Source organism: Halorientalis sp., assembly GCF_028275115.1.
GTDB lineage: Archaea > Halobacteriota > Halobacteria > Halobacteriales > Haloarculaceae > Halorientalis.
In genome coordinates this window covers 1-12130 of sequence record NZ_JAQCNH010000116.1, presented here as the reverse complement: position 1 = coordinate 12130, position 12130 = coordinate 1, and the positions used below count along the sequence as shown (strand labels likewise).

Genomic DNA, 12130 nt, shown 5'->3' with positions numbered 1-12130 from the left:
TCGACTCGGCGCTGCGGTGCGACGTCGACGGCCTTCGGGACGGAGATGCCACCGTATTTCAGACGGACGGTCTCTTCCCGGGGCGCGCTGTTTTCGACGGCCTGCACGAGAACTTGGACCGGGTTCTCCTCGGTCCGGTTGTGGACGATATCGAAGGCTTCTCGCGCGATCCGGGTTGCCTGTTGTTTCTTGCCCGTGTTCTCGTCGGTCTGCATCAGCCGGTTGATCAGTCGCTCCACGATAGAGATCTCGCTTTTTTTGAACTGCTTGCCAGCGTGGCGACCCATCGTGTGGGCAATAGGTGTGACCGTAATGTAACGTTCGGTGGAGGGGTCGTAGTACTCAATGTCCGTGACCTCCCACTGCCCGAACAGCAGCGCGGGCGCACTCTCCTCGTCGTCGGTGCCGGCAGGAGACTCCGGCTCGGGTGCGTCGCTGGACATTATCGAACCGGTTTCTCCGCGTTCCCGCGAACGAGTTCGATCAGCGACACACCGTTGACCTTTTCGACCTTGTAGTTGACACCGGAGAGGTCACCCATCGCGCGACCCTTCGCGCCACCGATTCCGGCGATGGTGACCTCGTCGTGTTCGTCGATAAAGGAGATAGCACCGTCACCCGGACAGAATGCGGTCACCTGTTTGCCGTTCTTGATCAACTGGACGCGGACGCACTTCCGGACCGCGGAGTTGGGCTGTTTGGCCTCGACAGCTGTTTTTTCGAGCACGATACCGCGACCCTGAGGTGCGCCCTCCAGAGGGTCGGACTTCTCCCGAAGTCCCCGCTCTCGGCGCGCGTACTTCGAGTCGGACCACCGATGCTTCTGACGGTCCTTCCGGAGCTTGCGCGCGCCATATTTGCCGTTTGCCATAGTACGCATTTATACCCAACGAGGCTACTTAAACGCCATCTTTTTCGACGACCACCTTTTTCAGCATCGGGTTCGCGCAGAGCGCGAACCGCTCGGCGCAAAAACGTGGGTAAGAAAGGCCGACTGCTCGGCTTCGCCTCGCAGTCGGTGAACCGCGGAACGATGTATCGTTTCAATCACCGACCTACCCAGTCTCTGTTAATAGCCGCGTGCTGAATACAGAGAATACAGTCAGCAATCGTAAATTCATCTGGGACGGTGTTGCTCGTTCTGAAGTTGTGCTAACTGTTTGAACATGGATGCTGGCTTACTTGATTATACGATGAGTCATCAAGACCGCTACCATTGGCCAAGTGAACGCTCTGGTTGTTACTACGAGCGGCCAGATGACTGTTGCCCTGTCTGCTTCTTACGATTGGTTGGCACGCATATAAAAATAGGTTTGAAGCAACAGGCTTTGAGAAAGAAAAAACAGTTAGAACAGTCTGGTACCAGTGTTAATCAATCTCATAGAAAAGAGTCAAATACGCAGTGTGACTTTGAGCAGAGTAGTGATTAATACGCGCTCTATATCCAGCAGCCCTCCGAGAACACTAACGCGATCTGGTAGAACTGACAGTGGTAGGTTTGCAGGGCTGCCGTATCGGCCGTTGTACTTGTTCTCCTCTGAAATTAGCATCCGCGCGATCGAATGGGGTGCGGTTCGCCGCGAACGCGCCGAGGACGCGACTCGCGGGTAGTTTTTATACTAACTTTTTGCGAGTGGTGCGGGACCGAAGGTTCCGCATACCGTGCGAACGGGCGGCGAAGTCGCCCGTGAGCAGAGAGCGGTTCGCGCCTCCGGCGCGAACCCAACGAAATAAAAGTTTAGGTTAGCTGAATATCGTCCACGTCGAAGTGCCGTTTCGCCATCCGGCGGGCGGCCTCGATGTTCTTGCCGTCGTTGCCGATGGCGACGCCGGTGTCGTCGTGGTCGACTTCCGCGTAGGCCACCGTGTCCTCGTTCTCGCTGATCGTGACGTTGTACACCGCCGCCGGTGCGAGCGCGTTCGCCACGAACGCCTCGGCGGTGTCCGCATTCTCGATCAACTCGACACTCCAGCCCAGGTCCTCCTCGACCTGCTCAACGTTCCGTCCACCAGGGCCGATGGCTTCGGCCATCTCTCCGACTTCGACGACGAAGAGGATACGCTTGTACACCTCGTCGACCACGCAGTCCCGGACGGTGACGCCGACCTCGTCCTCGAAGCGGGCGAGAAACTGGCGTTCACGGTCCGAGAGTGAGATGGTCATCGCGGTCAGTCGGCCCCTTCGCCGTCACGTGCAGGCTCCGAACCCATCCGCAGGTTCACGTCGCCGGTCCCCAGTTTGATCGGCTTGCCGACGATAACGTTCTCCGTGACGCCGTTGAGGTCGTCGACCTCGCCGTGGATGGCAGCGTCGAGCAGGTGATTGACCGTTACCTCGAACGCCGCCCGGGCGAGGACGGAGTCTTTCGACCCGGAGATACCGTGGCGGCCGATCGACTCGATGGTACCGTCGTTCGTCATGATGTCCGCGACCAGCATCAGGTGACGGATGTTCACGTCGTCGAGCCCCTGCTCTTCGAGCGTGTTCATCGTCTCCTCGATAATAGCCTCACGGGCGGCCTCGACGCCCAGCTGACGGTAGATCTCGTGGATGTTGTTACATGTCGAGCGCGAGGCGTCGACGCCTTCGATGCCGAGGACGTTCCCCAGCTCGGACCCTTCCGTGTAGAGGACGAACTCGCCGTCCTCGCTCCCGTCGACCTCTTCACGGCGGATGACGACGCGGTCGATGTCCTCGATACCTTTGAACACGATTTCCCGGAGGTCCTCCACGAGTTGCAGAAGTTCCCGGTAGCTGGGCTCGTCGGGGCCGAACTCGATAGTCGTCTCGTCGAGTTGGACCACGTCGACGCCCAACGTCGACTCGATAGTCTCGGAGATCTCGCCGACGATCTCCGCGAGGTTGTCTACCGTAGGCCAGCGCTCCTGAAGCGTGTCAGGGTTGAGATCGACGCGAACGAGCATATCGGCCACGTCCGTCGAGATGTCACCCAGCGCGAGGATGCGCGTGGCCTCGATCTTCCAGACGACCTCGTGTGCGCGCTCGCGGTTCTTCGCGAACTCGTCTTCGAGGTGGACCGTCATCATCGGGGTGTCCGGTTCCTTCCGGGCGTCCACTAGCTCGATAAGTCGTGGGAGACCCTGAGTCACGTCGATCTCCGCGACGCCCGCGTAGTGGAACGTGTTCATCGTGTTGTGCGTCACGACACCTTGTGCCGTCGTGAACGTCTCCAACCCGGACACCGAGAAGTCGTAGACGTAGTCGCGGTCAGGTTTGACCGTCTCGATGGAGTCGATCCGTTCCCAGATCACGTCACCGTCGACGGCCCTCTTCAGCGCGTCGAGGTCAGCGTCGTCGGCGCTACTCTCGATCTCGTCGACGAGACGGGCGAGTCGGTTCCGACCGATCCGCTGGCGTTCGTGCGCACTGTGGACTTGGCGCGACGGGATGCCGGCAGCGGTCGCGGCGTCTTTCAGTACGTCCCCGAAGTTCGGGATCTGGTCCGTCGCGTCCGGTCCGTCCGGATCGACTTCGGACGCGAGTTTCGCGAGTTGGTCGCCACGCGCACCGACGAGCCCGACCTTCTCGTGGAATCGGCGGACGTGCTTGGTCGGAACGCGGAGCGTATGCGATCCATCCTGCTCTCCGCGGGTGGCATAGACACCGACACGAGCGAGCAGCAGCGCAATACCTTCGCTGAGTCGCTCGGCAGTCGAACTCGACCGGAGGGCACGCTCTGCGACGTTCCCGTCGCCGCTGAAATATCCCGAGAGGAGACCGCGGACGAACGAGTTTGTCGCACCGAACGCGAAGTCCGGTACGACTTTCTCGCCAGCCTCGGTACACGCGGCTTGCAGGAGATCGACCAGAATAGTGCCGTTGACACGGATGTCGTAGCCGGTCGCGAAACCACTGTCGTTCTCGTACTCGTTGACGGTGAGATCGAACCGGTCGGCAAACGCCCGGATTCGGGCCTGGAAGTCCTCGTCGACGTTCGAGACCGAGACGTAGTGATCGGTCAGATTCCCTTCGGCGAGGAACGCACCGACGAAGAAGCCGGTACCCTCGTCGAGTGGGAACCGCTCCGGGAGCGAGACAGTTCCCTGTCGCGGATACACGGCGTGTTCGTCGAGGTCACCCGATTCGAGTGCCTGGCGCTTGTTCCGGAGTTGATCCTCGCCACCGGGGTGTGTGACAGCTCCGCCATCGGTTAGCGTCGAGGTGTACCAGTATTCGTCCGTCGGGAGGAACTCCCGAAGATCGATTTCGTCCAGTTCTGCACCGTCGAACTCGCCGACAACGGGGAGCCAGTCACCCTCGCTCAGGTCACTACCGTCCACGGGGACGACTTCGTTGTCCTCGCGGGTCACGAACGAGTGAGCCTTCGTCGCCCGAATCGTCCGCCCCGACTCCAACTCGAACCGGAGTAGTTCGTCCGGCGCGTCGTGGCGACTGACTTCCTCGACGGGCTTCCACTCGACCTGTTCGTCGGCCCGGAGCGATAGCACTTCCATTTGCTCCGGGGCGCGAGCGATCTCGTGGTCGTCGATCCGCTGACTGTCCCGAACGTGGAGCAGCCCATCGACGAGTGATCCGATCTCGGTCACGTCAGTTTCGTCTCCGCGACGGACGATCACGCGCTCGTCGTAGGGCACACTCATCTGGGTTCCGGGTTCCCCGATGGACTGGGCGCTGACGGTCCCGACCGGGTCGAGCGGATCGACGCGGGTGTTCATGTACCGGTTTTCGACGGCCTTTGCGATCTGGTCGGCGTCCTCGACGCCGGTACCGCGTTTGTCGACGGTCGCGTAGACCTTCGTCTTTAGCCGTCGGGGCAATTCCGTGTCCTCGACGACGACCTCGATGTCGTCGCCGACGTCGTCAAACTTCTGCTGTGGGTCGTAGTCTATCTCACTCATGATTAGTCGTCACTCTGGGCCATCCACCAGTCGTCGGCGTGTTCCGAGAGGTTCGTCGGCGAGCGTTCCTGGCCAAGGAACTGCTGTCTGGCTTCGTCGCTGTCGAACTCCGAGTCGAGGACAGTGTCGGCAATCTGCTCGACGTCGATGTCGTTGTCCTCGTCGGAGGAAACCTTCACCGGACTGGTGCCGTCTTCACCGAACTCGAACTGGACGATGGTGTCGGACGTGTCCCGGACCGTCCCGTCGTACTGCGTCTCCAGTTCCGAGAGGGCGTTGATCAGTCGACGCTGCAGGTAGCCGGACTTGGAGGTCCGCACCGCCGTGTCGACCAGCCCTTCGCGGCCACCCATCGCGTGGAAGAAGAACTCCCGCGGATTCAGGCCGCCCCGGTAGGAGTGTTCCACGAAGCCGTGGGCCTCTGCCGAGAGGTCGTCGGGCTTGTAGTGGCTGAGAGTTCGGTCCTCGTAGCCGCGGTTGATTCGCTCGCCACGGACCGCCTGCTGGCCGACACACCCGGCCATCTGGGTCAGGTTCAACATCGACCCACGCGCACCGGACTCGGCCATGACCACCGCAGGGTTGTCGTCGTCGAAATGTTCCTCCGCGATGTCGCCCGCGGAGTCTCGAGCCTTGCCCAGCGTCTGCATGATCTTCATCTCCAGCGTCTCGTCGACCGTCCGGCCGGGCAGGGATTCCAGTTCGCCCCGGTCGTAGGTCTCGATGAGTTCCTGGACACGGGCATATGCGTTCTCGATCGATTCGTCGATCTGTGCTTCGGCGGCCGGCGAGACCGACTCGTCGTCGATTCCGATCGAGAACCCGAAGTGCATGATCGAGCGCATCGCCAGCGAAGCGACTTCGTTGACGAAGATTCGCGCACGCGTCTTTGAGTACACCTTGGCGATGGTGTCGACGATCTCTCCGCCGAACGCGCCGACCGCGTCCTCGTCGATGGTGCCCGATAGCAACTGACCGTCTTCGATGGCGACCTCGTCGCCGGCCGAGGAGAGGAATTCGAGGCTCAGGTCGTCCGGCAGGAGCTCCGAAAACACCGTCCGGCCGGTCCAGTACTCGTTGCCGGCATCGTCGGTGCCGTCGGACTCGGGCAGTTCGTCGATCCGGGTCGCCCGGAGCAGGTCGAGCGCCTGCGTCTCGTTGAACTGTGGGTTCTGGTTGGTCAGCAGGTAGGTCCCGCTAATGTGGTCCTGAATCGCGCCAATGATGTTCTCACCGAACCGCGGCGAGAGCATCTGTTCCTGGACGCGCATCAGAACGCGGGCCTCCGCACGGGCCTCCTCGTTCTGGAGAGCGTGCATGTTCATCTCGTCGCCGTCGAAGTCCGCGTTGTACGGCGGGCACACGGTCGTGTTCAGCCGGAACGTCTTGTACGGCATCACGACGACCTCGTGAGCCATGATCGACATCCGGTGCAGCGACGGCTGCCGGTTGAAGATGATGATGTCACCGTCGACCAGGTGTCGGGAGACCTCCCACTCCGGTTGGACTTTCTCGGCCAGTTCCTCGCAGTTTTTTTCCGTCACCTTCAGCCGGCGGCCGTCCGGCCGTTTCACGTAGTTTGCGCCCGGATGGGCCTCCGGCCCGTTGGAGACGTAGCGGCGTGCCTCCTCCAGATTGCGCTCGTTGACGTTCATCGTCTGGGTCATCTCGGTCGCGACCCGGTCGGGCACACCGACCTCGTTCAGCGAGAGCGTAGGGTCGGGTGAGATGACGGTCCGCGCCGAGAAGTTGACACGCTTTCCGGACAGCGAGCCACGGAACCGACCCTCCTTGCCCTTCAGGCGCTGGGAGAGAGTCTTGAGCGGCCGGCCGGAGCGGTGCCGGGCCGGCGGCGTCCCGCTGATCTCGTTGTCCATGAACGTGGTGACGTGGTACTGGAGCAGTTCCCAGAGGTCCTCGATGATCAACTGTGGCGCACCGGCTTCGCGGTTCTCCATGAACCGCTGGTTGATCCGGATGATGTCGACCAGTTTGTGCGTGAGGTCGTCCTCGGAACGCTGGCCGTTGTCGAGCGTGATCGACGGTCGCGCGGTGACCGGCGGCACCGGCAACACGGTGAGGACCATCCACTCGGGCCGTGAGCGCTCGGCGTTGATGCCGAGCACCTGGATATCCTCGTCCGGGATGTCCTCGAACCAGTCCCGGATGTCGCTGGGCATCAGTTTATTCATGTCCTCCTCGGTGAGGTCCACGTCCAGCGCACGCTCGATTGCTTTGCGGTCCTCCTCGCGCGGGCGGAACTCGCCGCTGAGAATCTCCTGAATCCGGCTCTGGTCGATCCCGGTGTCGTCGGCGAGTGCGACGGGTGAGACGCCGCGGTCGTCCTCGTCGTCGGGGTCGGGTTCCATCGCCTCGGCGATCAACTCGGGGTACTCCGAGGACAGGACCTGCTGAACCTCGTAGTAGGTCGTCGGTTTTTCGTGGTTGATGTCGTACTGCTTGCCCCCACAGAACGGACAGTTGTCCTTCTTGCGGGCCTGTCGGATAGCGGCCTTGGTCACGTCGTTGAGGTCGTTGCCGAGTTCGCGAGTGCGTCGCAGACGGCCCGTGAACTCGTCGCGTTCGTTCTCGTCGAGACAGAGCCGCGAGCAGTCCCGACAGGTCCCGCGTAGGAGCCGTCGAATGAGCTTCGCGAACCCGACGTGGATGACGGGAGCCGCGAGCTCGATGTGTCCGAAGTGGCCGTTACAGGACCCGGAGTGTTTGCCGCAGGTCTTGCATTCGAGGCCCGGGTCGATCACGCCCAGTCGCGGGTCCATCAGCCCCATGTCGATGGGGAACCCGTCGTCGTCGTACGTGTCGGCCGTGATGACCTTCGTGGCGCTCATGTCCCGGTACTCTTCGGGGTCCATCAACCCGAAGTTGAGTTCGCCGATCTCTTTGGGTGCGTGTTGACTCATTAAACTGCGTCCTCCAGTTCGATTCGGGGTGCGATCCCGAGTGCTTTCATCTCGTCCAGGAGCAACTTGAACGCGTAGGACATCTCGACCTCGTGGATGTCCGTCTCCTCCTCACAGTTCGGACAGTAAACCCGCCGTTGTTCGACGTTCTCGACGGCGGTCATACCACACTGAGCACAGACGTAGATCCACTCGCGGTCGGACTCGTCGAGCAGGCGCTCTTTCAGCGTCATCGCCGCGCCGTGTCCGATGAACACGTCGCGTTCCATCTCGCCGATACGCAGGCCACCCTCGCGGGCGCGTCCCTCGGTGGGCTGACGAGTCAGTACCTGCACCGGCCCGCGCGAGCGGGCGTGCAACTTGTTCGAGACCATGTGGTAAAGTTTCTGATAGAAGATCGTCCCGACGAAGATGTCGGCCTCGATCTGTTCCCCGGTGACGCCCGAGTACATGATCTCCTTGCCGCTCGATTTGAAACCGTGGTCTTCGAGCGAGTCCCGGAGTTCGTCCTCGTTCTCGCCGGTAAAGGGCGTCCCGTCGACGCGCCGACCTTCGAGGGAACCGACCTTGCCGCCGAGCATCTCCAGCACGTGGCCAACCGTCATCCGGGAGGGCAACGCGTGCGGGTTCAGAATCAGGTCCGGCACCACGCCCTGTTCGGTGAAGGGCATGTCTTCCTGCGGTGCGATGTGGCCGACGACACCCTTCTGGCCGTGTCGCGACGCGAACTTGTCTCCGAGTTCGGGGATGCGTTCGTCGCGTACCTTGACCTTCGAGAGTTTCGAACCGTCTTCGCCTTCCATGAGCGTGACGGTGTCGACGACCCCGGACTCGCCGGAGCGCATCGTGACACTCGTCTCCCGTCGCTTCTGGGGAGAGAGTCCGCCCATGTCGTCGGGTTCTTCCAGGAAGCGAGGCGGGGAGGTCTTTCCGAGCAACACGTCGTTCTCGCCGACCCGTGTCTCGGGGTTGACGAGGCCGTCCTCGTCGAGGTGGGTGTAGGCTTCCTCGCCGCGGGCCCCGCGCACGTCGTCTTCGGGGACCTCGAAGCGGTCCTCCTGTCCGCCAGGGTAGCGGCGTTCCTCGCCCTCGTAGGTCCGGAAAAAGTGCGACCGCGCCAGCGCGCGGTCCACGGAACCGCCGTTCAGGACGAGTGCGTCTTCGATATTGAATCCCTCGTAGCTCATCACGGCGACGACGAAGTTCTGAGCCGCCGGCCGGTCGTCGTAGCCGATCTGTTCGGTGGTCTGGGTCTTGACCATCGACAGCTGTGGGTAGTGCAGGAGGTGCTGGCGCGTGTCCGGGCGAATCCGATAGTTCGCGCTTGGCAGTCCCAGCGACTGCTTGATCATCCCCGACCCCATCGTGATGCGGGGACTGGCGTTGTGTTCGGGGTAGGGAATCATTCCGGCACCGATCCCGAAGATCAGCTGCGGGTCCACTTCCAGGTGGGTATGATCGTCGGTTACGCTGTCCTCGTCGACGGCGACGAGGATGTCTTCTTCCTCCTCGGCGTCGATGAACTCGACGTAGCCCCGGTCGACCAGTTCCTCGAATCCGAGTTCGCCGGCTTTGAGCGCGGCGACCTCCTCGTCGGAGATGAGCGGTTCACCGTTCTCGACGACGATTAGCGGGCGGCGCGCCCGCCCGGCGTCGGCGTTGACAATGACCTCGTCGGTGCGGTCTTTCACCGAGACGTTGACCATCTCGCTGACGTCACCCCGGCGGCGGGCCTGTCGAATGTCATCCGCGAGCTTCTCCGGTGCGGGGTGGGTCCCGACCAGACTACCGTTGACGTACACTTTTGCGTCTCGTCCCTGGCTCATGCGAGACACCCCTGGTGTCGAGCATGAACCGACCAGTCACAGCCCGCGAAGCGTTGCGAGTTGGAATGTCGTGTCGTACTCATGTGTTAGTCGTCCGCAGGTGCCTGCTCGATGGATTCGATTCCCGGGATTCCCGAGACGCCCATCGACGCGAGTTCGTGTTTCAGCTCCTGTTCGTCCTCGACGTTCTGTGACAGTTCCATGGCCTGTGCGAAGTTCTTCACCAGCCCACAGTTAGGGCCCTCGGGCGTCTCCGAGGGACAGATTCGGCCCCACTGGGTCGCGTGCAGGTCACGCGCCTCGAAGTGTGGCTGGCTCCGGGAGAGCGGCGACCGGAGCCGCCGGAGGTGTGAGAGAACGCCCATGTAGTCCGTCCGGTCGACCAGTTGGCTCACGCCGGACCGGCCGCCCACCCAGTTACCCGTCGCGATGGGATGTTCCAGCCGCTCGGTCAGCACGTCCGAGCGGACCACGGTGGAGACCGACAGCTGTCGATTGCGCATGTTCGCGCGCTCGAGCTGGTATTTGACGTCCCGTGCCAGCTTGTTCAGCGCCGTCCGGAATAGGTCTTTCATTAGGTCGCCCGAGACTTTGAGACGCTTGTTAGCGTAGTGGTCCTTGTCGTCGGATTCGCGCCGGCCCAGAGCCAGCTCGAAGCAGGCCTCGGCCATCCGGCAGAGGTAGTACGCCTTGTTGATCCGGACCTCCTCCTCATCGACCCCGTCCTCGTGGAGATGTGGCAGGAGGTATCGGTCGATCACGTAGTTGGCGCGTTTGAGCTGGTAGTTTTTGCCCTGGCCGCTCGCGACGCGTTTCCCGAGCGTCTCGATTGCCCCCTCGGTCGTCTGGACCTCGGCGGCCTCCAGGTTCTCGAGCATGAATTTCACGATTTCCGGGTCGTCGCTGACCCGGTGGACGATCTCCTCGTCGGATTCGAGGCCGAGTGCACGTACCAAGGTGACGAAGTTGATGCTCCCCGAAACCGACGGGAACGAAACTTCCAGGATGCCGTCACGGGTCCGTTCACAGAGTACGAGAGCCCGATAGCCACGGCGCTGTGAGAAGGTCTTCGCGACCTGGATCTCGTCGCCGTACTTCGTGTCGTACTCGGCGAGGATCTTGTTCGGCGCGAGGTCCTCGCTGGTCATCAGGACACGCTCGGAGCCGTTGACACAGAAATAGCCCCCGGGGTCGGCCGGGTCCTCGCCGATGTCGATCAGTTCGTTCTCCGTGAACCCGGAGATATTACACTTGTTCGACCCCACCATGACCGGCATCCGGCCGATCTTGGTCTCGGTCTGGTCAACGACGTGTTCTTCCTCTTCCTCGCCGCCCTTGACAATCCGCATCTCCATGAACACCGGTGCGGCGTAGGTGATATTCCGGAGGCGGGCCTCCTGGGGATACAGGAGTTCTTCTGAACCGTCCGCTTCTCGGACGCGGGGCGTGACGACGCGGACGTCGCCGAGTTCAACGTAGACTGGCTCTTCGCCCTCCTTGTCGCCGATGTCCGTCTCGATGGTCGCCTTCTCGTCGACGACCTCCTGCATTCCCCGGTCGAGAAATGCGTTGAACGACCGGAAGTGGTGTTCTGCGAGCCGTTCCCTCGAAAAGTACTCACGCGAAATCGCGCGTCTATCATCGATTCTCATTTATTCTACCACGAGACGGTATACGACTGCCTGGTCTGCAGTGCGAGAGTCACGGACGATCTCGATAACGTCGCCCACGTCGGCCCCTTTGGGGAGGGCCGGATCCGCACGCTTGATTTTCGGCAGGTCTGTTTGGTCGATATTGTACTCCTGCAGCACGTCCTCGAGGTCCTCGTCGTCGAGAACGCGGTGGTCGGGCACGAGTTCGTGTTCGCTTACGTCTACCATGTGTGGCCTGAGTGGCTGGAGAAAGTTGCTGTCACGAGATACTACAGCGTGTTTGTGGTTGGGTATATTTAAATCTTGTCAAAATCCGCCGAGCGCGGCTATGCGACCCCCGTCACCGGGGAAGAGACTGATTCGCTCGAATATACGAGAACTGCGCACATATGAGTTTGGGTTAGTGAGTCTCGGTGACGCGCGGCCCGGCGGCGGTGGGCCGTGGGAACAGGTGACGACGCCGATTGCATTGGAAAGTCTTAATACCGGTACCCGGGTACTGAAAGATGCGTTTGCCCGGATGGTGTAGTGGCCCATCATACAACCCTGTCACGGTTGTGACGCGGGTTCAAATCCCGCTCCGGGCGTATTTTCTCGGCGAACTGTCCCGCAGGAACCGCGTAGCGTGTTCTCGCGTTCGTGAGCCGAGAATACGGCAGGGGATTTGAACACAAGGAGTCACAGCGCCGAGCAACACGAAAGACACCGGGGACATGGCCGAAGCCAGGATTATCCACGCGTCGATTGCTCGGGGTTACAGCGTCTCGATACCGTTCGGTGACAACGGCAGGTACGGTTTGATCGTCGACACAGCGTCCGAACTCTACCGGGTACAGTGCAAAACCGGCTG

At 61.6% G+C, this 12130-nt stretch carries 8 protein-coding genes, 1 tRNA gene and 1 pseudogene; 2 read left to right on the top strand and 8 right to left on the bottom strand.

Annotated features, from left to right (window positions below):
- The 8 genes from Q0964_RS15495 to Q0964_RS15460 all read right to left on the bottom strand — a co-directional run.
- Window positions 1-443, bottom strand: a 443-nt coding sequence (locus tag Q0964_RS15495) for an uS7 family ribosomal protein (RefSeq protein WP_349254477.1), incomplete at its 3' end; no start/stop codon positions are given.
- On the bottom strand, window positions 443-871 hold the full coding sequence (locus tag Q0964_RS15490) for a 30S ribosomal protein S12 (protein ID WP_299269304.1): 429 nt from the start codon (window positions 869-871) through the stop codon (window positions 443-445). The genes Q0964_RS15495 and Q0964_RS15490, both read right to left, overlap by 1 nt.
- Before the next feature lie 867 nt (window positions 872-1738).
- Window positions 1739-2164 (bottom strand): NusA-like transcription termination signal-binding factor, encoded by a 426-nt coding sequence (locus Q0964_RS15485; protein ID WP_299269302.1) that lies wholly within the window; start codon window positions 2162-2164, stop codon window positions 1739-1741.
- A gap of 5 nt (window positions 2165-2169) precedes the next feature.
- Window positions 2170-4881 carry a DNA-directed RNA polymerase subunit A'' gene (locus tag Q0964_RS15480; protein ID WP_299269300.1) on the bottom strand — a complete coding sequence of 904 codons (2712 nt, stop codon included), beginning with the start codon at window positions 4879-4881 and terminating at the stop codon, window positions 2170-2172.
- A 2-nt stretch (window positions 4882-4883) separates the two neighbouring features.
- On the bottom strand, window positions 4884-7802 hold the full coding sequence (locus Q0964_RS15475) for a DNA-directed RNA polymerase subunit A' (RefSeq protein WP_299269299.1): 2919 nt from the start codon (window positions 7800-7802) through the stop codon (window positions 4884-4886).
- Entirely contained in the window at window positions 7802-9628 is a 1827-nt protein-coding gene (gene rpoB / locus Q0964_RS15470) for a DNA-directed RNA polymerase subunit B (RefSeq protein WP_299269297.1), read from the bottom strand. Before rpoB ends, Q0964_RS15475 begins: the two co-directional genes overlap by 1 nt.
- Before the next feature lie 86 nt (window positions 9629-9714).
- Window positions 9715-11280 (bottom strand): DNA-directed RNA polymerase subunit B'', encoded by a 1566-nt coding sequence (locus tag Q0964_RS15465; protein WP_299269295.1) that lies wholly within the window; start codon window positions 11278-11280, stop codon window positions 9715-9717.
- On the bottom strand, window positions 11281-11508 hold the full coding sequence (locus tag Q0964_RS15460; RefSeq protein ID WP_299269294.1) for a DNA-directed RNA polymerase subunit H: 228 nt from the start codon (window positions 11506-11508) through the stop codon (window positions 11281-11283). It lies immediately after the preceding gene.
- Window positions 11509-11794: 286 nt separating this feature from the next.
- Between Q0964_RS15460 and Q0964_RS15455 the strand changes: the two genes are divergently transcribed.
- Both Q0964_RS15455 and Q0964_RS15450 read left to right on the top strand, forming a co-directional pair.
- Window positions 11795-11867, top strand: a tRNA-Asp gene (locus Q0964_RS15455).
- A gap of 117 nt (window positions 11868-11984) precedes the next feature.
- Window positions 11985-12130 (top strand): annotated as a pseudogene (locus Q0964_RS15450) (group I intron-associated PD-(D/E)XK endonuclease); the annotation flags it as partial.